Source organism: Pseudoduganella lurida, assembly GCF_007830455.1.
GTDB lineage: Bacteria > Pseudomonadota > Gammaproteobacteria > Burkholderiales > Burkholderiaceae_D > Rugamonas > Rugamonas lurida.
Genome location: NZ_VLLB01000011.1, coordinates 116,682 through 140,023 on the forward strand (window position 1 = coordinate 116,682; position 23,342 = coordinate 140,023).

Sequence of the window (23,342 nt, forward strand, 5' to 3'; positions counted from 1 at the left end):
CCCGAGCGCGCACATGAGCGGCGCTTATTTTAGTGCATTTGCAATGAAGACCCGACAAATCCTTGTAACGACATGTGATCCACAAGCGATTTCCGCGCACCGCATTGCCGATACGGCAACGAGAACGGCCGGGCAGGGCGCGCCGGCCGTGCGACAATGGCAGCATGAAAGACACCGCCTTACCGCAGGCCCGCCCCCGGGCCGTCCTGTTCGACCTGGACGACACGCTGTGGCCGATCGCGCCCGTGATCGCCGCGGCCGAAGCGGCGCTGCATGCCTGGCTGGCCGAGCACGCGCCCCGGGTGGCGCAGGCCTTTTCCATCGAGGAGCTGCGTGCGCGCCGGCTGGCACTGCTGGCCGAACAGCCGCACCTGCATCTGGACCTGGCGGCGCTGCGCCGCGCCGGCCTGGAAATGGCGTTCGCCGACGTGGGCGAGGATGTCTCACGCATCGCCGCTGCAATGGAGCACTACCTGGCGGCCCGCAACGCGGTGCAGCCATACGACGACGTGCTGCCGGGCCTCTTGCGGCTGGCCGGCCAAGTCACCCTGGGGTCCATTTCGAATGGCAATGCCGATCTTGAAGTCATCGGCCTGGCCCACCATTTCAAGGTGTCGCTGGCCGCCGCGCAGTTCGGCAAGGCCAAGCCCGATCCGGCGATCTTCCTGGCCGCCTGCGCGGCGCTGGGCGTGGCGCCCGCCGAAACGGTGTACGTGGGCGACGACCTGCGCCTGGACGTGCAGGGCGCCCAGCAGGCCGGCCTGCGCGCCGTGTGGATGAACCGCACCGGCAGCACGGCCCATCTGGAAGCGGGCATCGTGCCGGACGCCATCTGCGCCAGCCTCGAGGAGCTGATTGCGTGGCTGGAACAACAATTGGACCATTGATATACCGTGAGTGACCGCGCGGCGCCGCCAGCCGTGCATAATATTGCGTCAGCCAGCAAAACCCCTATGCAACTCGATACCCGCGCCCAAACCCTGCTCAAAGCCCTGGTAGAGCGCTACATTGCCGACGGCCAGCCCGTCGGCTCGCGCGCCCTGTCCAAGATTTCCGGCCTTGACCTGTCGCCGGCCACGATCCGCAACATCATGGCCGACCTGGAAGAGCTCGGCTATGTGGCCAGTCCGCACACGTCCGCCGGCCGCGTCCCCACGCCGCGCGGCTACCGCATCTTCGTCGACACGCTGCTGACGGTGCAGACGATCGACGAGAGCGCCGTCCAGTCGCGCCTGCACGGCCAGGCGCTGCCGCCGCAGAAGCTGATCGCGAACGCGGCGCAGATGCTGTCGTCGCTGTCCCAGTTCGCCGGCGTGGTGATGACGCCGCGCCGCGAATCCGTGTTCCGCCAGCTGGAATTCCTGCGCCTGGGCGAAAAACGCATCCTGCTGGTGATCGTGGCGCCGGGCGGCGACGTGCAGAACCGCCTGCTGCTGACCGATGTCGACTACACGCCAGCGCAGCTGCAGCAGTCCGCCAACTTCATCAACCAGCACTACAGCGGCCTGGCGTTCGACGAGGTGCGCACGCGCCTGCAGGGCGAGCTGCGCGAATTGCGCGACGACATGAGCCGCCTGATGCAGGCGGCGGTGGAAGCGGGCAGCGCGGCGATGGCCGAGGGCGCGGACGACAATATGGTCATCTCGGGCGAGCGCAACCTGCTGTCCGTCAGCGACCTGTCCTCGAACATGAGCTCGCTGCGGCAGATGTTCGACATGTTCGAGCAGAAGACGGGGCTGATGCAGCTGCTGGACGTGTCGTCGAAAGCCACTGGTGTGCAGATCTTCATCGGCGGCGAATCGAGCCTGGTGCCGATGGACGACATGAGCGTCGTCACCGCGCCGTACGAGGCGAACGGGCGGATCGTCGGCACGCTGGGCGTGATCGGGCCGACGCGCATGGCGTACGAGCGGGTGATCCCGATCGTCGATATCACGTCGCGCCTGCTGTCGAATGCGCTCAGCCAGAGTTAGGGCTCTTATGCGCCGCGTAGCCGCCGGATGACGCAAGACAGCTCGTGCACCGGGGTCTGACCCACAGCGCCACTGGCGTTGACGGATGCCACGAGCGTTATCGCGGGTCTGACCCCAGCAGTTTGCGTGCTCCGCGATGGCGCTGGCAAAAGGCTGGGGTCAGACCCGCGGCATTGCTGACAATATGATCGCCGCCCCGGGCGCTGTGGGTCGGACCCCGGTGCCGCCGGCGTCAGTGGTGGTGGCATCAATGTAAAACCAGGTAAAAAAAACGGCCCGCGCGGGCCGTTGATGTTGATGCGAAGGCAATCAGTGCCGGTGCGGGCAATCCGTTTTCGTGCAGTTGCCGTAGATGGCCAGCGCGTGTTCGGCGATCTTGAAGCCCCGTTCGGCGGCGATACGGTGCTGGCGCGCTTCGATTTCATCGTCCATGAATTCTTCCACGCGGCCGCAGTCGAGGCAGACGAGGTGGTCGTGGTGGGTGCCTTCGTTCAGTTCGAAGATCGCCTTGCCGCTCTCGAAGTGGTTGCGGTGCAGCAGGCCGGCCTGCTCGAACTGCGTGAGCACGCGGTAGACGGTGGCGAGGCCGACGTCCATATTGTCGGCCAGCAGGATTTTATAGACGTCTTCGGCCGTCAGGTGGCGCACATGGCTGTTCTGGAAGATGTCGAGAATCTTCAGGCGCGGCAGGGTCGCCTTCAGGCCGCTGGCCTTCAGGTCGGTGGGGCTGTTACTCATGTCTGGTAGTCGGTTTGGGCTGGAGTGCTTTATGATATAGCGTTTTGGCACTTCCGCTCAATCTTTGAGGTTACTTATGCGCGTCACCCGGGCAGCATCGCAATCCACTCCGGCACCAGTCTTGCCTAGCTTGAAACGTCGCGTGCCGCTCTTCGCGGCCGCCGCCTGCGTGGCGCTTGCGCTGGGCGGCTGCGCCGGCAAGACCGTGCTCGGACCGAAAGAAGGCGTGCAGGTCAGCCAGCAGGCCAATCCCGTGGTGGAACCGTCGCAGGGGGCGCGCACCACGCAGGTCTCGCAGATCCAGCGCTTCATGTGGTTCTTCTCGCCGTACCGTCCGGACATCCAGCAGGGTAACTTCGTGTCGAAGGAAATGCTGGCGCAGCTGAAGGTGGGCATGACGCGCGACCAGGTGAAATTCATCATGGGCACGCCGCTGCTGAACGACATCTTCCATGCCGACCGCTGGGACTACCCGTTCCGCCTGACGCGCGGCAGCGGCGAGCTGACCACGGCCACCGTCGTCGTCTACTTCGACAAGGAAGGCAAGGTGGCCCGCTTCGAAGGCGGCGAACTGCCGAGCGAGCAGGAATACATCGCCCGCATCGCCGGCCCGGTGAAGCAGTTCAAGAAGGACGAGAAGCGCAACAGCGAAAACCAGCCGGCCGCCACGCGCGCGCCGCTGCCGGGCGGCCAGGATACCGGCACCGCCGCACCGGTCGAGATCAACGCGGGCACGGCCCAGTAATCCAACAAGAACAGCAAGGAAGCGCATGACCACTCTGAACATCGCCATCGCCGGTGCCGGCGGCCGCATGGGCCGCATGCTGGTGGAGGCCGTGCTGGCTTCGGACGACCTGCGCCTGTCCGGCGCCCTGGGCGTGCCGGACAGCGCGGGCCTGGGCCAGGACGCCGCCACGTTCCTCGGCAAGGCGTCCGGTGCGATCGTCACGTCCGACCTGGCCGCAGGCCTGGAAGGCGCGGACGTGCTGATCGACTTCACCCGTCCGGAAGGCACGCTGCAGCACCTCGAGTACTGCGCCGCGCACGGCATCAAGGTCGTCATCGGCACCACCGGTTTCGATGACGCGGGCAAGGCCGCGATCCGCGCCGCCGCCGAAAAGACCGCCGTCGTGTTCGCGCCGAACATGAGCGTGGGCGTGAACGTGACGATGAAGCTGCTGGAAATGGCGGCGCAGAACCTGGCCACCGGCTACGACATCGAGATCATCGAGGCGCACCACCGCCACAAGGTCGATGCGCCGTCCGGCACCGCGCTCAAGATGGGCGAAGTGATCGCCGACGCGCTGGGCCGCGACCTGAAGGAATGCGCCGTGTACGGCCGCGAAGGCGTGACGGGCGAACGCGATCCGTCCACGATCGGCTTTGCCACCGTGCGCGGCGGCGACATCATCGGCGACCACACCGTGCTGTTTGCCGGCACCGGCGAGCGCATCGAGATCAGCCACAAGTCCAGCAGCCGCGCCGGTTACGCGCAGGGCTCGCTGCGCGCCGCACGCTTCCTGGCCGACAAGCCGGCCGGCCTGTTCGACATGTATGCCGTGCTGGGCCTGAACACGTAACGCCGGTACACTGAACGCATGGATCACTTCACCTTCGCCGGCTACTGGGAACGGGGCGACGCGATCAGCCACGCGGTGGCCTACCTGCTGCTGGCGATGTCGCTGACGAGCTGGTTCTACATCCTGTCGAAAGGCTGGATGGCGTGGCGGGTGCGCCGCAGCGCGCCCGTGGTGCAGCGCTTCTGGGCCGCGCCCACGCTGGAAGATGGCGTGGCCGTCGTGGTGGCCGGCGATGCGGAAGGGGTCTACCTGGCGCTGGCCGAACAGGGTACCGTCGAAGCGGCCGGCGGCAGCGGGCTGGCGAGTTCGCTGGGCACGTCCGTCGGCCGTTCCGAGCAGCTCACGCGCCTGCTGCGCGATGCGATCCACCGCGCCACCGTGCGCCTGGAGCGGGGGCTGACGGTGCTGGCCTCGATCGCCTCCACCGCGCCGTTCGTGGGCCTGCTGGGCACCGTCTGGGGCATCTATCACGCGCTGGCGGCCGTGTCGTCGTCCGGCACCGTGGAGATCGACAAGGTGGCCGGCCCGGTCGGCGAGGCGCTCATCATGACGGGCGTGGGCCTGCTGGTGGCGATCCCCGCCGTGCTGGCCTACAACGGCTTCAATCGCATCAACCGGCTCACGCTGGGCGAGCTCGATGCGTTCGCGCACGACCTGCATGCGTACCTGACGCAACCCGCATCACAGCCCGCATTGCACCCCGCATCGCCCGCCGTGTCGCAGGCGCTCGCGAAGCACTGACGATCATGGCATTCGGCGCCTTCAACCACCACCGCCAGAAGGAATCGATGGCCGACATCAACGTCACGCCGATGGTGGACGTGATGCTGGTGCTGCTGGTGATCTTCATCCTGTCCGCGCCGATGTTCACCCATGCGGTGAAGCTGGACCTGCCGAGGGCGCAGGCGGCCGGCGCCCCGCAACCGCAGGATGCGATCCGCATCGCCATCGACGCCGCAGGCACCGTCTACTGGAACGACACGGCGCTCAAAGACGGCGACCTCGAACCCCGGCTGGCCGATGCGGCGCGCCGCGCGTCGCAGGCCGGCAGCCAGCCCGAGCTCCAGCTGCGCGCCGACCGCGCCACCCGCTACGAAGCGGTGGCCCAGCTGATGGCCGCAGCGCAGACGGCAGGCCTGACGAAACTGGTGTTCGTCACCGACCCAAAGGAAAAGAAATAATGCCCAGCGTGACCCTGGATGGCGCAACCCTGCGCGACGAAGCCGATTTCCATACGGCGTGCCGCGCCGCGTTCGGCTTCAACGATTTCGTGTTCTCCACGATGGATTCGTGGATCGATGCTCTCTCCTACCTGCGCGACGAGGAAGGCATGACCAAGTTCCGGCTGCAGCCGAACGAAGTGCTGGACATCGTCATCACCGATTCGGCACTGATGAAGACGCAGGCGCCGGCGCTGCTGGAAGAAATCGTCTACTGCGTGGGCGGCATCAACGAGCGCTACGAGGATTATGGCGAGAAGCCGGCCCTGAGGCTGGTGCTGCGCTAGGCACCACCCATGCAGCTCGGGAACCCGCAGGTGCCGGCCTGGCTGGAGGAAGGGCTGGGCGGACTCGAACAGTTCATCGTGCGCGCAACGCAGCGCTACAGCCTGCGCGCCGTCGACATCGACCAGCCGGCCCTCGTGATTCCGCTGCATGGCACCAAGCTCTTCACCGAAGGCGGCGCGACCGCCGAAGTGGGCGTGGGCCATTACCTGATGCTGCACCGCGCGTTGCGCGGCACCGTGCAGAACGTGCCGGGCCAGGGCGACTACCGCGCCGCCTGCATCCCCTTGCCGTGGCGCGTGATCGGCCTGGCGCGCAGCCTGCTGGACGCGCACTCCGTGCCACCGTCGCCCGGGCCGAACCACAGCCACGGTCCCCTCGACATCCTGTATCCCGAACTGCGGCAGCTGCTTGCGGTGCTGCACGATGAGCACGCCGACGAAGCGGCCCTCGACCATGCGCTGCTGGGCGTGCTGCTGGCGCTGCACCGCGCCGGCGACAGCCAGTTCCGGCTGGCGCAGGACCTGTCGGTGGCGGCGCGCATCCGCCTGCTGGTGGCCGGCGCGCCGCAGCGCGACTGGTGCTCGGCCGATTTCGAGGCGCACCTGCACATGAGCGGTGCCACGCTGCGCCGCCGCCTGGCCGACGAGGACACGTCCCTGCGCACCGTGCTGTGCGACGCCCGGCTGCACCATGGCCTGGCGCTGCTGCAGACGACGCGCCGGCCGCTGCGGGCGATTGCCGCCGCCTGCGGCTACCGTTCGCTGCCCAGCTTCTGCCGCCAGTTCGCGGCGCGCTTCGGCGTCGAGCCGCTGGCCATTGGCGGCGTGGACTGAGCGGTTCGCGCCGCCGATTGAGCGAATGACGCATGCCAGGCGCGGCATGCTGGAGCCTCTTCATCGCGAAAGGAACCAGCATGCACTTCAACCGTCTTCTGTTTTGCGCCGCCCTGGCGTTACCGGCTCTTGGTCACGCGCTCGACCTGCGCAGCAGGGATTTCAACGATGGCGGCGCGCTGGGGGCGCAGCAGCTCTACCAGGGCTTCGGCTGCACGGGCGGTAACCGCTCGCCGCAACTGGCGTGGCGCGACGCGCCGGCCGGCACGAAGAGCTTCGTCATCACCGCGTATGACCCGGATGCGCCGACCGGCAGCGGCTGGTGGCATTGGGTGGTGTTCGATCTGCCTGCCGCCACGCGCTCACTGGAAAGCGGGGCGGGGCAGGCGGATGGTACGGCGCTGCCAGCCGGTGCGCGGCAGGGGCGCAACGACTTCGGCACGCAGGATTTCGGCGGCGCCTGTCCTCCGGCGGGCGACAAGCCGCACCGCTACGTGTTCACGGTCCATGCGCTGAAGGTGGAGAAGCTGGACGTGCCGGCGGATGCATCGCCGGCGCTGATCGGATTCATGGTGCATGCGAACCGGATCGGCAGCGCGCAGGTGACGGCGCGGTATGGCAGGTAAGGAACGAAAACGGCGAAGGCAAGGGGACAGGCACCTATTTCGGCGCAACACGCGTGTTGCTCCAAAATAGGTGCCTGTCCCCGATTCTAGATGCGCGATTCGTCAGGCAGCCTTCTCGCCCGGCGCCAGCGTCAGCACATCGAAGCCCGTCGCGGTGACGACCACCATGTGCTCCCACTGGGCGGACAGCGAGCGGTCCTGCGTGACGACGGTCCAGCCGTCCGGCATCGAACGGGTGCCGTGCTTGCCTTCGTTGATCATCGGTTCGATCGTGAAGATCATGCCCGGCTCCAGCTTCAGGCCGAGGCCGGGGCGGCCATAGTGCAGCACCTGCGGATCCTCGTGGTAGACCATGCCGATGCCGTGGCCGCAGTAGTCGCGCACCACCGAGTAGCCGGCCTTCTCGGCCACCACCTGGATCGCGTGGCCCACGTCGCCCAGCGTATTGCCCGGCTTGACGGCGCGGATGCCGGCCCACATGGCGTCATACGTCACGTCGCACAGCTTGCGCGCGGCCTTGCTCACATTGCCCACGTAGTACATGCGGCTCGTGTCGCCGAACCAGCCGTCCTTGATCACTGCCACGTCGATGTTGATGATGTCGCCGTCCTTCAGGATCTTCTTCGGCGACGGAATGCCGTGGCAGACCACCTCGTTGACGGACGTGCAGACGGTCTTCGTGAAACCGGCATACCCCACGTTGGCGGGAATGACCTGCTGCACCTTGACGATGTAGTCGTTGCACAGCTGGTCCAGGTACTCGGTGGTGACGCCGGGCTTCACATGCGGGCCGATCATCGTCAGCACGTCGGCCGCCAGTTGGCCGGCGATGCGCGACAGTTCCACCTGTTCGGGGGACTTGATCAGGATGGCGTCGTCTTTCTTCTTACGCATCGTGCAGCGCCTCCCGCGGGACGGGGCCGAGGCGCAGCGGGCCCTGGCCGGCGTCGCCGCGCAGCAGCAGCTGGCACAGCTCGCTGTAGTTCAGGTCGGGATTGGTTTCGGCCAGCAGGCCGATGCGCAGCCAGTGCTCGGCCTGCGCATTGATCGAGCGGCTCAGGGCGCCGCTCGCGATGCGCAGGTTTTCATGCATCTGGTCGGAGATCTTGACGATGCCCATGGAAATGCCTTTATACGGTCTATATACGAACCGTATATTACCATGGCTTCGTGTGCGCTGTCAGCGGAAGGCCCGGGGATCGACGTTCGGATTTTCGATGAGGCCCAGAGCATTGCCGAACGGATCGGCCAGCTCGGCCACCTTGATGCCTTCGCCCACATCCTGGATCGCCGAGTGGACCGTGGCACCGAGTGCCGTGATGCGCTGGACCTCGGCCGCGATATCGTCCACGCCCCAGTACAGCTGGACACCCGTCTTGCCCGGTTCGCCGTCCGGCAGCAGCCCCAGTTCGAAGCCGCCCACGGTAAAACCCACGTAATACGGCTCGTCGAAATAGGGCTCGGTGCCGAACACCTGGGCATACCAGGCCTTGGCGGCGGCCAGGTCGTTGACGGGATAGATGGCGGTGCGCAGTCCTTTGATCATGGCGTCCTCGCTGGTTGGTAAAAAACCATGATGCCATGAAGCCGCCGACGGGAATTGGAAAAATGGAAGGCGGACGTTTCAAAGCCCGCCGGGTGCCGCATTGGCAAAATCATGAAAATCGCGGATCAGGTGCGACTGGTCGAAGTAGCCGCAGTCGGCGGCCAGCGTGGTCATGTCCTCGGTGCGGCCAGGCTCGCGCAGCAGAGCCAGCGCGCGCCGGAAGCGGCAGATGCGGGCGAACAGCTTGGGCGACAGGCCCACCTGCTGGCGGAACTGCAGCGCGAAATGCTGGCGCGAGACACCGAGCCGTTCCGCCACCGATTCGATGCGCAGGTCGCCATGCGCCGCTTCGAATGCCGCGACGGCCCGCAGCGCCAGTGTCGGCTGGCCGGGACCGGCAAGTGCCAGCCGCCCCAGCAGCTCGCGCTCCAGGATCGCAACGCGCTGCGCATCGGCCAGCTCGCTCGTCCACAGCGCATCGTCCAGCCGTGCCGCGGCGGCGCTGCCCCACAGGTCGGCCAGGCCGGCACGCGTGTCCGTGAGTTCCGCCAGGGGCAGGCCGAGGAACAGCCCCGCCGCGCCGGGCTTGAAGCGCACGCCCACCGTGCGCACGGGGCGGGAGGCCGGCACCAGGATCGAGGCGCTCATCATGCCCACCGCGAACGCGGCCGTGCCGCCGTCCTGCCACAGGATGTCGATGCAGTTGTCGGGAAGGACCCGGTGCACGTGCGGGGCAGTGGCGGAGACCGGGCCGGCCACGCGCAGCGTCCACAGGCAGGCCACGTGCGGTGCCAATGCCGGATGCGGCCGATACTCCCGATAGCTCATTGGCCGCCGCTCACGCTATTGCAAGGTTCAAGCCGGTATAATGGCCGGTTCATATCCAATTCCACTTTCTGCATCCATCATGCAAGACAAATATAGTTCCGCCGACGTCGAACAAGCCGCTCAATCGCACTGGAAAGCCATCGATGCCTACAAGGCCGTCGAAAACGATCCCCGTTTCCCGAAGGGTAAATACTACGCCTGCTCGATGCTGCCTTACCCGTCCGGCAAGCTGCACATGGGGCACGTGCGCAACTATACGATCAACGATGTGATGTACCGCTACCTGCGGATGAACGGCTACAACGTGCTGATGCCGATGGGCTGGGATGCGTTCGGCATGCCCGCCGAGAACGCGGCGATGGCGAACAACGTGCCGCCGGCGCAGTGGACCTATTCGAACATCGCCCACATGCGTGCGCAGATGGAGATGATGGGCCTGGCCATCGACTGGTCGCGCGAAATGACGGCCTGCAAGCCCGAGTACTACAAGTGGAACCAGTGGATGTTCCTGAAGATGCTCGAGAAGGGCATCATCTACAAGAAGACGGGTACCGTGAACTGGGACCCGGTGGACCAGACCGTGCTGGCCAACGAGCAGGTGGTCGATGGCCGCGGCTGGCGTTCCGGCGCCCTCATCGAGAAGCGCGAGATCCCGATGTACTACGCGCGCATCACCGATTACGCGGAAGAGCTGCTGGACCACGTCGACAACAAGCTGCCCGGCTGGCCCGAGCGCGTGCGCATCATGCAGTCGAACTGGATCGGCAAGTCGACCGGCGTGCGTTTCGCCTTCCCGCATGACATCACCGGCGACGATGGCCAGAAAGTCCAGGACGGCAAGCTGTACGTGTTCACCACGCGCCCGGACACGATCATGGGCGTGACGTTCTGCGCTGTCGCGGCCGAGCACCCGCTGGCCACGCATGCAGCGAAAAACAACCCTGCACTGCAGGCCTTCATTGCCGAGTGCAAGATGGGTTCCGTGATCGAGGCCGACATGGCCACGATGGAAAAGAAGGGCATGCCCACCGGCCTGTTCGTCACGCACCCGCTCACCGGCGCGCAGGTCGAGGTCTGGGTCGGCAACTACGTCTTGATCACCTACGGCGACGGCGCCGTGATGGGCGTGCCGGCGCACGACGAGCGCGACTTCGCGTTCGCCAAGAAATACAACCTGCCGATCAAGCAGGTGATTACCGCCGAAGGCAAGGACTACTCGCTGGACGCCTGGCAGGAATGGTATGGCGACAAGGAGATCTCCGTCGTCACGAACTCCGGCAAGTACGATGGCCTGAAGTACAAGGAAGCCGTCGACGCGGTGGCTGCCGACCTGGCCGCGCTGGGCCTGGGCGAGAAGAAGGTCACGTTCCGCCTGCGCGACTGGGGCATCTCGCGCCAGCGCTACTGGGGCACGCCGATCCCGATGATCAACTGCGGCGACTGCGGCGCCGTGCCGGTGCCGGAACAGGACCTGCCGGTCGTGCTGCCGGAAGACTGCGTGCCGGACGGCACGGGCAACCCGCTGAACAAGCACGAAGCCTTCCTCAAGTGCGACTGCCCGAAATGCGGCAAGCCGGCGCGCCGCGAGACGGACACGATGGACACGTTCGTCGATTCGTCGTGGTACTACATGAAATATACGTCGCCCGGTTCGGACACCATGGTCGATGCGCGCAACGACTACTGGATGCCGATGGACCAGTACATCGGCGGCATCGAGCACGCCGTGCTGCACCTGCTGTATGCGCGCTTCTGGACGAAGGTGATGCGCGACCTGGGCCTGGTGAAGTTCGACGAGCCGTTCGTCAACCTGCTCACGCAGGGCATGGTACTGAACGAGACCTACTACCGCGAAGAAGACAGCGGCAAGAAGACCTGGTTCAACCCGGCCGACGTGGAACTGACGGCCGACGACAAGGGGCGCCCGATCTCCGCGCTCTTGAGGTCCGATGGCCAGCCCGTGTCGATCGGCGGCACCGAGAAGATGTCGAAGTCGAAGAACAACGGCATCGACCCGCAGGCCCAGATCGAGCAGTACGGCGCCGACACGGCCCGCCTGTTCACGATGTTCGCCTCGCCGCCGGAGCAGACGCTGGAATGGTCGGGCAGCGGCGTGGAAGGCGCCAACCGCTTCCTGCGCCGCGTCTGGGCCTATGCCTACGCGCAGAAGGACCGCGTGAGCGCCGCCAAGGCCGTCGTCACTGCCGGCGCCACCACGGACGCCGGCAAGACGCTGCGCCGCGAACTGCACAAGATCCTGCAGCAGGCCGACTACGACCTGAAGCGCATCCAGTACAACACGGTCGTCTCGGCCGGCATGAAGATGCTGAACACGCTCGAATCGGCCAAGCTGGATGACAGCGCCGAATCGTCGGCCGTCATCTCCGAGGGCCTGTCGATCTTCCTGCGCCTCTTGAACCCCGTCGCGCCGCACATCACGCACGTGCTGTGGCAGGAGCTGGGCTATGCGGCCGTGAACAAGGACATCCTGGATACGGCCTGGCCGCTGGTCGATCCGGCCGCGCTGGAACAGTCCGAGATCGAGATGATGATCCAGGTGAACGGCAAGCTGCGCGGCTCCGTCAAGGTGGCCAAGGGCCTCGACAAGGCGGCCATCGAAGCGGCCGCGCTGGCCGAGGAGAGCGTGCAGAAGTTCATCGAAGGGACGCCGAAGAAGATCATCGTCGTGCCGGGCAAACTCGTCAACATCGTGGTGTGAGAATGACGATGACATTGAAGACTTTCGCCCGGAACGCTGTACTCGTCGCCGCGCTGGCTGGTAGTGCAGTTTCTCTGACGGCCTGCGGCTTCCACCTGCGCGGCTCGGGCGGCAACTACACGCTGCCGTTCGCGTCGATGTACATCGGCCTGCCCGATTCGTCGCCGCTGGCGATCGAGCTGAAACGCAATATCCGCGTCAACGGCAGCACGGTCGTCGTCAACGATGCGAAGTCGGCAGCCGGCGTGGTCGAGGTGCTGACCGATCCTGAGAAAACCCGCAGCAAGTCGATCCTGTCGCTGAACAGTGCCGGCCGCGTGAGCGAGTACCTGCTGTCGTATAACATCCTGTTCCGCGTCACCGACGGTGCCGGCAAGGAGCTGCTCGGTCCCACGCAGATCGTGCTGACCCGCCCGATCACGTTCGACCAGACGCAGCTGCTGGCGAAGGAGAAGGAAGAGGCGCAGCTGTACCGCGACATGCAGGCCGACCTGGTGCAGCAGATGATGCGCCGCATGGCGGCCATCAAGCCGTCGCGTCCCGATGCCACGCCCACCAGCACCGTCAGCCCGCTGACCGTGCCGGGCGTGACGGCGCCGGGTTCGGTGGCACCGGCCACCGGTGAGGGCGTGTCGCCGGTGCCGGCGATGCCGTCGGCCGCGCCGACCGAACAGTCGACCGAACCGACCACACGCCGCCAGGAGTAGCATGCAGCTGCGCGCCGAAGCGCTGGACGGGCAGCTCGCCAAGTCCCTCGCGCCCCTGTACGTGATCACCAGCGACGAGCACCTGCTGGCGCTGGAAGCGGCGGACAAGATCCGTCGCACCGCGCGCGCCCAGGGCTTTTCCGAACGCGACGTGCTGACGGTGGAGCGCAGCTTCAAGTGGGGCCAGCTGCTGGCCGCCAACCAGGAGCTCTCGCTGTTTGGCGACAAGAAGCTGATCGAGCTGCGCATCCCCACCGGCAAGCCGGGCAAGGATGGCGGCGCCGCGCTGCAGGCATATGTAAAAGATCTGTCGCCGGACAACCTGACGATCATCACGCTGCCGAAGCTGGACTGGCAGACGGCCAAGGCGGCCTGGGTCGGCGCGCTGCAGCAGGCCGCCGTCTACATCGAGATTCCGAACGTGGAACGGGCGCAGCTGCCGAACTGGATTTCGCTGCGGCTGTCGATGCAGGGGCAGAGCGCCGACCGGCAGAGCCTGGACTTCATCGCCGACCGCGTCGAGGGCAACCTGCTGGCGGCGCACCAGGAGATCCAGAAGCTGGGCCTGCTGCACGAGCCTGGCAAGCTGACCTACGAGCAGGTGCACGACGCCGTGCTGAACGTGGCGCGCTACGATGTATTCAAGCTGTCCGAGGCGATGCTGGGCGGCGACGTGGCGCGGCTGGTGCGCATGCTGGAAGGCCTGAAGGGCGAGGGCGAGGCGCTGCCGCTGGTGCTGTGGGCCGTGTCGGAAGAGATCCGCACGCTGCTAAAATTGAAGGCAGGGATGGCGCAGGGCCGGCCGCTGGGCGCGCTGCTGAAGGAGCATCGCATCTGGGGGCCGCGCGAGCGCATGATGGAACCGGCGCTGCGCCGCGTCTCGTTGGGAACGCTGGAAGCGGCGCTGCAGCAGGGCGCCCAGGTGGACAGGATGGTCAAGGGCCTGCGCGCGAAGGCGTACGCGGGCGACCAGTGGGACGCCATGCTGCAGCTGGCGCTGAAGGTAGCACGAGGGTAGCACGAGGGTAGATGAGGATCAGCCGATGAATGCCGTAGCCAGTATCAATGATTACATGCAGGCGCTGGGCCAGCGTGCCCGGGCCGCGTCGCGCGCCATGGCGCGTGCGAGCAGCGCCACCCGCAACCGGGCGCTGGAACTGATCGCCCAGGCCATCGAGCGCGAGGCCGATGCGCTGCGCGCTGCCAACCGGCAGGACATGGACGCCGCCCTGGCCAATGGCCTGGCGCCGGCGCTGCTGGACCGCCTGGCGCTGTCCGACAAGGCCATCGCCACGATGATCGAAGGCCTGCGCCAGATCGTCGCGCTGCCCGATCCGGTAGGCGAGATCTCGAACATGAAGACGCGCCCGACCGGCATCCAGGTGGGCCAGATGCGCGTGCCGCTGGGCGTCATCGGCATCATCTACGAGGCACGCCCGAACGTGACGGTGGATGCGGCAGGCCTGTGCATCAAGAGCGGCAACGCCACCATCCTGCGCGGCGGCTCGGAAGCCATCCACTGCAACCGCGCGCTGGCGAAGATCGTCAAGGCGGCGCTGCTGGAGGCGGGCCTGCCGGAAGACGGTGTGCAGGTCGTCGACACGACGGACCGCGCGGCCGTGGGCGCGCTGATCACGATGCCGCAGTACGTGGACGTGATCGTGCCGCGCGGCGGCAAGAGCCTGATCGCGCGCCTCATGCAGGAAGCGACCGTCCCGATGATCAAGCACCTGGACGGCATCTGCCACGTGTACATCGACGCGAAAGCCGACCTGCAGAAGGCGCTGGACATCGGCTTCAACGCCAAGTGCCACCGCTACGGCACCTGCAACACGATGGAAACGCTGCTGGTTGACCGCGCGGTCGCCGCCAGCATCCTGCCCGCGCTGGCACAGCGCTACCTGACCGAGCAGGTCGAGCTGCGTGCCGACGAGGCGAGCTACGCGATCCTGGAAGGCGCCGCATATCCGCACCTGGTGCGCGCCACGGAAGAAGACTGGTCGACGGAATACCTGGCGCCGATCCTGGCGGTGAAAGTCGTCGACGGCATCGATGCGGCGATGGACCACATCAACACCTGGTCGTCGAAGCACACCGAGGCGATCGTCACGGAAGACTACAGCGCCGCCATGCGTTTCCTGCGCGAGGTGGATTCCGCTTCGGTGATGGTCAACGCGTCGACCCGTTTTGCCGATGGCTTCGAGTACGGGCTGGGCGCCGAGATCGGCATCTCGAACGACAAGCTGCACGCGCGCGGCCCGGTGGGGCTGGAAGGCCTGACGTCGCTGAAGTACGTGGTGTTCGGCCACGGCGAAACCCGCAAGTAAATCCCGGCCCCGGCACTCCAGCCGGGCGCCCTACAGGAATCCCCATGCTCTGGATCAAAGCGCTGCACATCGTCTTCGTCACCTCCTGGTTCGCCGGCCTGTTCTACCTGCCGCGCATCTTCGTCAACCTGGCCCAGGAAACTCCGGGCGCCACGACGGAGCGGCTGCTGCTGATGGCCCGCAAGCTGTACCGCTTCATGACGATGCTGTCCGTGCCGGCCATCGTGTTCGGGCTGATCGTCGCGTACCTGCAGTACAGCACGCCGGACGGCATGAAGCTGCCGGGCTGGCTGCACGCCAAGCTGACGCTGGTCGTGCTGGCGCTGGGCTACCACCACGCGTGCGGCTCCCTGCTGAAGAAATTCGAACGGGGCGTCAACACGCGCAGCCACGTGTTCTACCGCTGGTTCAACGAGGTCCCCGTGCTGCTGCTGCTGGCGATCGTGATCCTGGTGGTCGTCAAACCGTTCTAACCTCACGTCAATATTTCCCAAAATCGGGGACAGTCCCCGATTTTGGGCAACACATTTTTACAACACTCGTTTTTACAACACTGGCACCGAACCCCTCTCGTACGTGAATGGGGTTTAGCAATATTTCCAAAAATCGGGGACTGTCCCCGATTTTGAGCAACACATTTTTACAACGGATAAAGGGTTCCCCAAATGACTTCCTATTTTTGCCCATGCCCGCGCGGCATGGAGGCGGCGCTGGCCGAAGAGCTGGCCGAGATCGCGCAGACCACCGCCAGCCCCACGCTGAAGGTGCACAACCAGGTGCCCGGCGGCGTGCACTGCTCCGGCGACCTGTTCGACGCCTACCGCGTCAACCTCCATTCGCGCATCGCCTCGCGCGTGCTGATGCGCATGGGCGTGTGCCACTACCAGAACGAGAACGACATCTATGACCTGGTACTCGCCCAGCCCTGGGAAGAATGGTTCGGCGTCGACCACACGATCCGCGTCGATGTCACCGCCATCAAGTCGCCGCTGAAAAGCATCGAGTTCATCACGCTGAAGATCAAGGACGCCGTGTGCGACCGCTTCCGCGACATGTACAACAAGCGCCCGTCCGTCGACACGAAGGAGCCGGACATGCGCATCGCCGGTTTCCTCGACCAGAAACAGTTCACCATCTACCTGGACACCTCCGGCGAGGCGCTGTTCAAGCGTGGCTGGCGTTCCGAGACGGGCGACGCGCCGCTGCGCGAGAACCTGGCCGCGGGCCTGCTGCGCGTGGCGGGCTGGAAGCCGGGCATCCCCCTGTTCGACCCGATGTGCGGCTCCGGCACCATCCTGATCGAGGCCGCGCAGATGGTGCAGGGCATTCCGCCCGGCGTGCGCCGCCCGTTCGCGTTCGAGAAATTCCACGACTTCGACCCGGCGCCATGGCAGGCGATGAAGGCCGCCGTCAAGCCGCACCCGCTGCCGGCGGAACCGACCATCTTCGGCTCCGACATTTCAGGTGACATGGTCGCAATGACGCGACACAATCTCAGGAATGCCGGTATCCTTTTCGACATACCGTTGAAGCAGATCGAGGCGCAGCAGGTGCAGGCACCGGTCACCCTGGCAGAGGGACAGCCGGGCATGGTCGTGACGAATCCGCCGTATGGCGAACGGATCGGCGTGCGCGGCGACAGCACGTTGCCGGAAGATGATCTGGCGAAGTCGTTCTACGCCGATTTCTCGAAGACGCTGAAACAGCGCTTCGCCGGCTGGACGGCCTACCTGTTCACCGCCGACCTGAACCTGCCGAAGCTGCTGCGCCTGAAGGAAGCCCGCAAGACGCCATTCTTCAATGGCGCCCTGGAATGCCGCCTGTTCCGCTTCGACATGGTCGCCGGCTTCAACCGGCGCGAAGAAGCCAAGCCGAAAAGCGCCGAGTAAGCCCGCCGTCATCCAGAAGTAAGCGGCCGGACGAAGCAGCCCGGCGAACTTCGGGGACAGCCACCTATTTTCGGGCAATATTGCCCGAAAATAGGTGGCTGTCCCCGATTTGATTGCTGCGACCTGATTGCAACGACTTGCCGACAGACAGAACAGACAACCCCCCATGCTCCCCGAAACTCCCGCCGACCTGCCCGATTCCGACCCCGTACCACCCGTTCCGCCACGTACCAAGCCGCACATGCGCCCCCTGAGCCATGGGGCGCTGGCCGTGGTCCTGGCCGCGCTGTCGATGCTCGGGCCGTTCTGCATCGATGCCTACCTGCCAGCCTTCCCGGAAATCCAGCAGTCGCTGGGCGCCACGTCGATCCAGGTGCAGCAAAGCCTCACCGCCTACATGCTGGCGTTCGCGGGCATGGTGCTGTGGCATGGCGCGCTGTCCGATGCGTTCGGGCGCCGCAACGTGATCCTCGTCTCGCTGGTGCTGTTCGCGATCGGCACCATCGGCTGCGCCTCGGCGCACAGCGTGCAGTATCTGTGGTTCTTCCGCATGCTGCAGGGGGTGTCGGCCGGCGCCGGCGTGGTCGTGGGCCGGGCCATCATCCGCGACCTGTACCACGACGCGGAAGCGGCCCGGCTGCTGTCGCTGGTGACGATGATCTTCTCGATCGCGCCGGCGGTGGCGCCGATCATGGGCGGCGTGATCGTCAAGTACCTGGACTGGCGCGCCATCTTCCTGGCGCTGTTCGCGTTCTCCGTGATCCTGTTCATCGTGTGCTGGCGCCGCCTGCCCGAGACGCTGCCGCTGCACAAGCGCCAGCCGTTCAATCCGCGCTTCCTGGTGGGCAGCTACCGCCAGATCCTCGGCTCGCCGCTGTTCCACATGAAGTCGCTGGTGGTGGCACTGAACTTCGCCGGCCTGTTCGTCTACATCACGGCGGCGCCGGAAATGCTGCCGAAGCAGCTGCACCTGGGGCCGGACCAGTTCGGGTGGCTGTTCATCCCGTCCGTCTCCGGCATCTTCACCGGGGCGCTGTTCGCCAACCGGCTGGCCGGCAAGATGGCCGTCGAACGGCAGGTCGCCATCGGCTTCGCGTTCCTGCTCGGCGCGGCGGCCGTCAACGCGCTGTGGCACACGTTCATGGCGCCATCGATCCCGTGGACCGTGCTGCCGATCTTCTTCTACACCTTCGGCATGTCGATCGTGTCGCCGGCCGCCACGCTGATGGCGCTCGACCTGTTCCCGCACATCCGCGGCACGGTGGCTTCCTGCCAGTCGTTCGAGACGACGCTGATGGGCGCCATCGTGGCGGGCCTGATCGCGCCGGCCCTCTCCGGCTCCGTGCTGTGGCTGGCGCTGGGCCAGCTGGCCTTCACGGCCTGCGCACTGGGATTGTGGTTGACGGCACGCCGCTACCGGCGCATGCTGGCGCCGCAAACTATTGGTTAGCATGGCAGTTACGCCGGTTGTTAAATTCCCCACAGAATTTATCTTTACTGCAAGCTAACGGGGTTTTATGCTAGCATGGTCTTTTAGTTGCGCTGCGTAAATAAAATAGCAAGCTTCCTGCAGCGCAACGGTTCACCGAAAAACACTATAAAAGCCGGGCCAAAGCGCCCGGCAACGAGCTGGGTGGCATGCCGCACGTAGGCAGGACCGCCTGTTTCCGGGAAGACGTAACGGCGGCGTAGCCTCACACGATGCATCAACCAGACCACGACATTCGCAACCGCTTGCTGATCGCGAGGCTGCCGGCCATGCCGCAGATTCTCGTCAAGCTGATCGAACTGTTGCAGGCAGACGACGCCGGCATGCCGGAACTGGCCGCGTTGATCGCCAAGGATGCCGGCATGACGGGCAAGATCCTGACCGTCGCCAACAGCTCCGCCTACCACCGCCCCCAGCGCACCGCCGGCCTCGAACAGGCCCTCGTGGCCCTCGGCACGGACATGATCAAGACGCTGGTGATCAGCGAGTCCGTGTTCCAGACATTTAACAATTTCCCGCACGCGGGCAGCACCGACCTGCGCGCCTTCTGGAAGCAGTCGCTGGGCACGGCCGTGGTGGCGCGCGACCTGGCCCGGCTGATGGACTACCCGCATGTGGAAGAGGCCTACCTGGCCGGCCTGCTGCACAATGTCGGCCGCCTGGCGCTGCTGGCCACCGCGCCGCGCGACTACGCCACCAATTTCATGGCGCGCGACGACGACGACCTGTGCGCCGTCGAACAGCGCACGTTGCAGATTACCCACACCGAGGCGGGCGCCTGGCTGATCGAACGCTGGCACCTCGATTCCTTCCTGGCCGACAGCGTGCTGTATCACCATGAGCCGGTGGCGCGGCTGGAAGGCGCCCATCCGCTGATCCGCGTGGTACGCCTGGCGCACCTGCTGGTGTACCACCCCGACCAGGAAGAATCGATCCTCGCCGGCGTGGCGCTGTGCGGCGTCACGCGCGTGGAAGCCGATGCGGTGCTCAAGTCCGCCGCGCGCCAGGTGCAGCGCTCCGCCGAGCACCTGGGCATCGACCTGGCCGGCGCGGACGATATCGTGCAACCGCCCGCCACCATGCCGCCCACCATCGATGCCGTGCAGGCGCGCCTGCAGGAAGAGATGCGCAACCTGATGCTGGTGGCCGAAGTGGGGCAGACGTTCGCGCGCCAGCAGGACGAGGCGGCGCTGCTGGCCGTCGTCACGCGGTCGGCGCGCATCCTGTTCGATTTCGGCACCACGGTAGCGCTGCTGGAAGACCCGAACGGCACGGCGCTGGTGGGCGTGCCGTCCGGCGCGCAGCAGCACCGCCTGGCCGGCTTCACGATCGCGCTGGACCGCCGCGGCTTCATCGCCGATGCCGCCGGCAGCCGCAAGCCGGCCTTCGTCGCGCGTGGCGACCTGGCCCTGTCGATCGCCGAGGAACAGCTGCTGCGCCTCCTCGGCGGCGAGGCGATGGTGTGCCTGCCGCTGGTGGCCGGCCAGCGCTGCGGCGGCGTGCTGGTGGCCGGCGTGGCCGCCTGGCAGCTGCCGATGCTGGACAAGCGCGAACGCTTCCTGCAGGCGTTTGCCGGCCAGGCCGCCACCGCGCTGGCCACCGTGTTCGCCGAACGGGGCCAGGCGCAGCGCCGCATCGCCCACGTCACGCAGGAATACCGCGAGGCATCGCGCCGCGTGGTGCACGAGGTGAACAACCCGCTGTCGATCATCAAGAACTACCTGTCCGTACTGGACGACAAGCTGGCGCGCCGCGAGCCGGTGGTCTCCGAGATGTCGATCCTGAACGAGGAGATCGACCGCGTGGGCCACCTGATCAACGGCCTGGCCGACCTGCAGCCAAGCGATCCGGGGCCGGGTGGTGCGCAGTCCGCGAACCTGGCGCGCGTGGTGGACGACGTGCTGCGCCTGTTCCGCGCCACCGGCTTCATTCCCGCGTCGATCCAGGTGCTGGTGCGCATGCAGGAGCAGCCGAACGACATCGACGGCGACGCGGACCTGCTCAAGCAGATCCTCGTCAACCTCGTCAAGAATTCGATCGAGGCGATGCCCGATGGCGGCCGCATCGAGATCGCCAACCGCGGCCACGTGAACCGCGACCGCAAGCTGTTCGTGGAACTGGTCGTCAGCGACAACGGCCCGGGCCTTGCGCCGGCCGTGCTGGCGAACCTGTTCGCGGAGGTGAAGAGCGCCAAGGAAGGCAAGCACCACGGGCTGGGACTGTCGATCGTCCACGGCCTGGTGCAACAACTGAACGGACTGATCACCTGCCGCAGCGGCAAGGATGGCACCAGCTTCGAGATCCTGCTGCCGGCGCGCGGCAGCAACAGCCAGCTCGCGGTACCGGCCGCGCGCGTGATGGAAGCTTAACGATGAACGTGACGAACGATCCGGGCCAGCCCGACTTCCTGCCCCCCTTCCTGCCACGCCTGCTGCTGGTGGACGACGAGCCGCGGCTGCTCTCCTCGCTGTACGAGCTGCTGCGCGACCGCCAGTACCAGCTGGTGACGGCCACCTGCGGCGTCGAGGCGCTGGAGGAGCTGGACCGCCAGCGCTTCGACCTGGTGCTGCTCGACCTGCGCCTGCCGGACATGAGCGGCCACGAGATCATGGACATCATCAACGCGAAGGCGATGGACTGCGACGTGATCGTGATGAGCGGTGAAGTCGGCATCGAGGCGGCGATCGGCGCCCTCAAGCGCGGCGCCTACGACTACCTGCGCAAGCCGTACAGCCGCGAGGAACTGCTCAAGACGGTGGAGAACGCGCTGCAGCAGCGCCGCCTGGCCGTCGACAACCAGTCGATCGCCGAGCGCCTGGAAAACTCCGAGAAGATGTACCGCTACCTGGTGGACAGCTCGCCGGACATCATCTACACGCTGGACCACGACGGCAACTTCACGTTCATCAACGACCGCGCCTACCAGGTGCTGGGCTATGCGCGCGAGGAGCTGCTCGGCCGCCACTACACGATGCTGGTGCATGACGAGGACCTGAACCCGGCCCGCTACGCGTTCAAGCACGGCGAGCCGCGTGCCTCGCGCAGCGTGGAACTGCGCCTGAAGTGCAAGACCGGCAGCGTGGGCAGCGACCGCACGTTCAACAACACGCTGATGACGATTCCTCTGAAGGCGCTGGGGATGGAAGGGCAGACCAGTGCCTTGCTCGGGACTTACGGCGTGGCGCGGGACATCACCGACCGCAAGCGCGCCGAGGAGATGATCTCCTACCAGGCCTACCACGACATCCTGACGGACCTGCCGAACCGCATGCTGTTCAAGGACCGACTGGGCCTGGCCGTGATCCAGGCCAAGCGCAAGGAAACCGAGCTGGCCGTGATGTTCGTCGACCTGGACCGTTTCAAACTGGTCAACGACACGCTGGGCCACGTGAAGGGCGACGAGCTGCTGCAGCAGGCCGCGCAGCGCCTGAAGGACTGCCTGCGCCGCGGCGACACGCTGGCGCGCCAGGGCGGCGACGAATTCACCATCGTGCTGCCGGAACTGCGCGACCGCAGCGACGCCAAGGCAATTGCCGACAAGTTCCTGGAAACGTTGCAGAAGCCGTTCGACCTCGATGGGCACATCGTGCATATCTCAGCTTCGATCGGCATTGCCGTGTATCCGAACGACGGCGAGAACATCGACGAGCTGCTGCGCCATGCGGACATCGCCATGTACCAGGTGAAGGCGCTGGGCAAGAACGGCCACGCGTTCTACCACGATTCCATGCTGGACATCTCGCACCAGAAGATCGCGCTGGAGCAGGCGCTGCGCCGCGCGCTGGAGAACGGCGAGCTGGAGATGTACTACCAGCCACAGGTGGACGTGGCCACCGGCCGCATCATCGGCGCGGAAGGGCTGATGCGCTGGAACCATCCGCAGCGCGGCCTGCTGTCGGCCGGCGAGTTCCTGCCGTTCGCCGAGGAGAACGGCCTGATGCTGCCGCTGTCGGACTGGATGCTCGATGCGCTGTGCCGCGACGTGCTGCTGTGGAACCAGGCCGGCGGCGATGCGATCCGCCTGTCCCTGAACCTGTCGCCGCAATACCTGGACCGCGGCGATTTCTTCGAGAAGATGCGCGGCGCGCTGACCCGCTACGGCATCTCGCCGGCGCAGATCGAGGTGGAGATCACCGAGAACATCTGCATCCGCAATCCGCAGTACGCGATCGACCAGCTCAACAAGCTGTGCCAGCTGGGCGTGTCGGTGGCGATCGACGATTTCGGCACCGGCTACTCGTCGCTCGCCTACCTGCACCGCTTCCCGATCCATACCATCAAGATCGACCAGAGCTTCGTCAAGGAGATCCACGACGAGAACGGCCACTACCCGGTGATCCTGGCGATCATCTCCATCGCACGCGGCCTGGGCCTGCACCTGGTGGCGGAAGGGGTGGAGACGGGCACGCAGGCGCGCTACCTGGAGGCGAACGGCTGCACCACGATGCAGGGCTACCTGTATCACCGGCCGATCTCGCTGGCCTCCTTCCTCGACGTGCTGCGCGCGCAGGCGCAGACGCTGCTCGAACTGCAGGGGCGCGAGCCGGCGGCGAACATCCACGCGGCGCGGGCGTAAGGC

At 66.1% G+C, this 23,342-nt stretch carries 23 protein-coding genes; 18 read left to right on the forward strand and 5 right to left on the reverse strand.

Going from position 1 to position 23,342, the window contains the following annotated elements:
* The first annotated feature begins 164 nt into the window (after positions 1–164).
* Together IP91_RS23165 and hrcA are read left to right on the forward strand one after the other, a co-directional pair.
* The gene (locus IP91_RS23165) at positions 165–887 is read left to right on the forward strand and encodes an HAD family hydrolase (RefSeq protein ID WP_145652441.1); all 723 of its coding nucleotides are present in this window, start codon (positions 165–167) and stop codon (positions 885–887) included.
* Positions 888–953: 66 nt separating this feature from the next.
* Positions 954–1,973 (forward strand): heat-inducible transcriptional repressor HrcA, encoded by a 1,020-nt coding sequence (gene hrcA, locus IP91_RS23170; RefSeq protein ID WP_145652443.1) that lies wholly within the window; start codon positions 954–956, stop codon positions 1,971–1,973.
* 309 nt (positions 1,974–2,282) lie between these two features.
* Here hrcA and fur read toward each other — a convergent pair whose 3' ends face one another.
* Positions 2,283–2,711, reverse strand: coding sequence for a ferric iron uptake transcriptional regulator (gene fur / locus IP91_RS23175; protein WP_145652445.1), 429 nt, complete (start codon positions 2,709–2,711; stop codon positions 2,283–2,285).
* Between the two features lie 142 nt (positions 2,712–2,853).
* Here fur and IP91_RS23180 point away from each other — a divergent pair, with 142 nt between their 5' ends.
* The 7 genes from IP91_RS23180 (at position 2,854) to IP91_RS23210 (ending at position 7,258) form a co-directional block, all read left to right on the forward strand.
* Positions 2,854–3,456, forward strand: a complete 603-nt coding sequence (locus IP91_RS23180; protein WP_371860644.1) for an outer membrane protein assembly factor BamE — start codon at positions 2,854–2,856, stop codon at positions 3,454–3,456.
* Between the two features lie 25 nt (positions 3,457–3,481).
* Positions 3,482–4,291 carry a 4-hydroxy-tetrahydrodipicolinate reductase gene (gene dapB / locus IP91_RS23185; RefSeq protein ID WP_145652449.1) on the forward strand — a complete coding sequence of 270 codons (810 nt, stop codon included), beginning with the start codon at positions 3,482–3,484 and terminating at the stop codon, positions 4,289–4,291.
* 18 nt (positions 4,292–4,309) lie between these two features.
* On the forward strand, positions 4,310–5,032 hold the full coding sequence (locus tag IP91_RS23190; RefSeq protein WP_145652451.1) for a MotA/TolQ/ExbB proton channel family protein: 723 nt from the start codon (positions 4,310–4,312) through the stop codon (positions 5,030–5,032).
* Between the two features lie 5 nt (positions 5,033–5,037).
* Complete coding sequence (locus IP91_RS23195) at positions 5,038–5,472, forward strand: ExbD/TolR family protein (RefSeq protein WP_145652453.1); 435 nt, start codon at positions 5,038–5,040, stop codon at positions 5,470–5,472.
* A complete protein-coding gene (locus tag IP91_RS23200; RefSeq protein ID WP_145652455.1) occupies positions 5,472–5,798 on the forward strand; it encodes a barstar family protein in 327 nt (108 codons plus the stop codon). The genes IP91_RS23195 and IP91_RS23200 overlap by 1 nt, the downstream gene beginning before the upstream one ends.
* A gap of 9 nt (positions 5,799–5,807) precedes the next feature.
* Positions 5,808–6,632: a helix-turn-helix transcriptional regulator gene (locus IP91_RS23205; protein WP_145652456.1), complete on the forward strand. Its 825-nt coding sequence runs from the start codon at positions 5,808–5,810 to the stop codon at positions 6,630–6,632.
* An 80-nt stretch (positions 6,633–6,712) separates the two neighbouring features.
* Complete coding sequence (locus tag IP91_RS23210) at positions 6,713–7,258, forward strand: YbhB/YbcL family Raf kinase inhibitor-like protein (protein WP_145652577.1); 546 nt, start codon at positions 6,713–6,715, stop codon at positions 7,256–7,258.
* Positions 7,259–7,360: 102 nt separating this feature from the next.
* Here the strand turns inward: IP91_RS23210 and map are convergent, their stop codons facing one another.
* The 4 genes from map to IP91_RS23230 all read right to left on the reverse strand — a co-directional run bounded on the left by map (position 7,361) and on the right by IP91_RS23230 (position 9,632).
* Positions 7,361–8,152 (reverse strand): type I methionyl aminopeptidase, encoded by a 792-nt coding sequence (gene map, locus IP91_RS23215; RefSeq protein ID WP_145652458.1) that lies wholly within the window; start codon positions 8,150–8,152, stop codon positions 7,361–7,363.
* Entirely contained in the window at positions 8,145–8,378 is a 234-nt protein-coding gene (locus tag IP91_RS23220) for a ParD-like family protein (protein WP_145652460.1), read from the reverse strand. The genes map and IP91_RS23220 overlap by 8 nt, the downstream gene beginning before the upstream one ends.
* 60 nt (positions 8,379–8,438) lie before the next feature.
* Positions 8,439–8,804: a VOC family protein gene (locus IP91_RS23225; protein WP_145652462.1), complete on the reverse strand. Its 366-nt coding sequence runs from the start codon at positions 8,802–8,804 to the stop codon at positions 8,439–8,441.
* 78 nt (positions 8,805–8,882) lie between these two features.
* Positions 8,883–9,632, reverse strand: coding sequence for a helix-turn-helix transcriptional regulator (locus tag IP91_RS23230; protein ID WP_145652464.1), 750 nt, complete (start codon positions 9,630–9,632; stop codon positions 8,883–8,885).
* Positions 9,633–9,711: 79 nt separating this feature from the next.
* Between IP91_RS23230 and leuS the strand changes: the two genes are divergently transcribed.
* The 9 genes from leuS (at position 9,712) to IP91_RS23275 (ending at position 23,339) form a co-directional block, all read left to right on the forward strand.
* Positions 9,712–12,351, forward strand: a complete 2,640-nt coding sequence (gene leuS, locus IP91_RS23235) for a leucine--tRNA ligase (RefSeq protein WP_145652466.1) — start codon at positions 9,712–9,714, stop codon at positions 12,349–12,351.
* A gap of 8 nt (positions 12,352–12,359) precedes the next feature.
* Positions 12,360–13,058 (forward strand): LPS-assembly lipoprotein LptE, encoded by a 699-nt coding sequence (locus IP91_RS23240; protein WP_145652468.1) that lies wholly within the window; start codon positions 12,360–12,362, stop codon positions 13,056–13,058.
* Position 13,059: 1 nt separating this feature from the next.
* Positions 13,060–14,076, forward strand: a complete 1,017-nt coding sequence (gene holA, locus IP91_RS23245; protein WP_145652470.1) for a DNA polymerase III subunit delta — start codon at positions 13,060–13,062, stop codon at positions 14,074–14,076.
* Positions 14,077–14,101: 25 nt separating this feature from the next.
* Positions 14,102–15,385 carry a glutamate-5-semialdehyde dehydrogenase gene (locus IP91_RS23250; protein ID WP_229474882.1) on the forward strand — a complete coding sequence of 428 codons (1,284 nt, stop codon included), beginning with the start codon at positions 14,102–14,104 and terminating at the stop codon, positions 15,383–15,385.
* A gap of 44 nt (positions 15,386–15,429) precedes the next feature.
* Entirely contained in the window at positions 15,430–15,858 is a 429-nt protein-coding gene (locus IP91_RS23255; protein WP_145652473.1) for a CopD family protein, read from the forward strand.
* A gap of 192 nt (positions 15,859–16,050) precedes the next feature.
* Positions 16,051–17,274 (forward strand): THUMP domain-containing class I SAM-dependent RNA methyltransferase, encoded by a 1,224-nt coding sequence (locus tag IP91_RS23260; RefSeq protein WP_371860645.1) that lies wholly within the window; start codon positions 16,051–16,053, stop codon positions 17,272–17,274.
* A gap of 241 nt (positions 17,275–17,515) precedes the next feature.
* Positions 17,516–18,724 (forward strand): multidrug effflux MFS transporter, encoded by a 1,209-nt coding sequence (locus tag IP91_RS23265; protein WP_229474885.1) that lies wholly within the window; start codon positions 17,516–17,518, stop codon positions 18,722–18,724.
* A 308-nt stretch (positions 18,725–19,032) separates the two neighbouring features.
* The gene (locus tag IP91_RS23270) at positions 19,033–21,132 is read left to right on the forward strand and encodes an HDOD domain-containing protein (protein WP_145652476.1); all 2,100 of its coding nucleotides are present in this window, start codon (positions 19,033–19,035) and stop codon (positions 21,130–21,132) included.
* Positions 21,133–21,134: 2 nt separating this feature from the next.
* Positions 21,135–23,339 (forward strand): putative bifunctional diguanylate cyclase/phosphodiesterase, encoded by a 2,205-nt coding sequence (locus IP91_RS23275; RefSeq protein ID WP_145652478.1) that lies wholly within the window; start codon positions 21,135–21,137, stop codon positions 23,337–23,339.
* Positions 23,340–23,342 lie beyond the last annotated feature (3 nt).

Coding starts and splice junctions, on each gene's coding strand:
- IP91_RS23165 (WP_145652441.1), top strand. CDS start 165: ATGAAAGACACCGCCTTACCGCAGGCCCGCCCCCGGGCCGTCCTGTTC.
- hrcA (WP_145652443.1), top strand. CDS start 954: ATGCAACTCGATACCCGCGCCCAAACCCTGCTCAAAGCCCTGGTAGAG.
- fur (WP_145652445.1), bottom strand. CDS start 2,711: ATGAGTAACAGCCCCACCGACCTGAAGGCCAGCGGCCTGAAGGCGACC.
- dapB (WP_145652449.1), top strand. CDS start 3,482: ATGACCACTCTGAACATCGCCATCGCCGGTGCCGGCGGCCGCATGGGC.
- IP91_RS23190 (WP_145652451.1), top strand. CDS start 4,310: ATGGATCACTTCACCTTCGCCGGCTACTGGGAACGGGGCGACGCGATC.
- IP91_RS23195 (WP_145652453.1), top strand. CDS start 5,038: ATGGCATTCGGCGCCTTCAACCACCACCGCCAGAAGGAATCGATGGCC.
- IP91_RS23200 (WP_145652455.1), top strand. CDS start 5,472: ATGCCCAGCGTGACCCTGGATGGCGCAACCCTGCGCGACGAAGCCGAT.
- IP91_RS23205 (WP_145652456.1), top strand. CDS start 5,808: ATGCAGCTCGGGAACCCGCAGGTGCCGGCCTGGCTGGAGGAAGGGCTG.
- IP91_RS23210 (WP_145652577.1), top strand. CDS start 6,713: ATGCACTTCAACCGTCTTCTGTTTTGCGCCGCCCTGGCGTTACCGGCT.
- map (WP_145652458.1), bottom strand. CDS start 8,152: ATGCGTAAGAAGAAAGACGACGCCATCCTGATCAAGTCCCCCGAACAG.
- IP91_RS23220 (WP_145652460.1), bottom strand. CDS start 8,378: ATGGGCATCGTCAAGATCTCCGACCAGATGCATGAAAACCTGCGCATC.
- IP91_RS23225 (WP_145652462.1), bottom strand. CDS start 8,804: ATGATCAAAGGACTGCGCACCGCCATCTATCCCGTCAACGACCTGGCC.
- IP91_RS23230 (WP_145652464.1), bottom strand. CDS start 9,632: ATGAGCTATCGGGAGTATCGGCCGCATCCGGCATTGGCACCGCACGTG.
- leuS (WP_145652466.1), top strand. CDS start 9,712: ATGCAAGACAAATATAGTTCCGCCGACGTCGAACAAGCCGCTCAATCG.
- IP91_RS23240 (WP_145652468.1), top strand. CDS start 12,360: ATGACATTGAAGACTTTCGCCCGGAACGCTGTACTCGTCGCCGCGCTG.
- holA (WP_145652470.1), top strand. CDS start 13,060: ATGCAGCTGCGCGCCGAAGCGCTGGACGGGCAGCTCGCCAAGTCCCTC.
- IP91_RS23250 (WP_229474882.1), top strand. CDS start 14,102: ATGAATGCCGTAGCCAGTATCAATGATTACATGCAGGCGCTGGGCCAG.
- IP91_RS23255 (WP_145652473.1), top strand. CDS start 15,430: ATGCTCTGGATCAAAGCGCTGCACATCGTCTTCGTCACCTCCTGGTTC.
- IP91_RS23260 (WP_371860645.1), top strand. CDS start 16,051: ATGACTTCCTATTTTTGCCCATGCCCGCGCGGCATGGAGGCGGCGCTG.
- IP91_RS23265 (WP_229474885.1), top strand. CDS start 17,516: ATGCGCCCCCTGAGCCATGGGGCGCTGGCCGTGGTCCTGGCCGCGCTG.
- IP91_RS23270 (WP_145652476.1), top strand. CDS start 19,033: ATGCCGCAGATTCTCGTCAAGCTGATCGAACTGTTGCAGGCAGACGAC.
- IP91_RS23275 (WP_145652478.1), top strand. CDS start 21,135: ATGAACGTGACGAACGATCCGGGCCAGCCCGACTTCCTGCCCCCCTTC.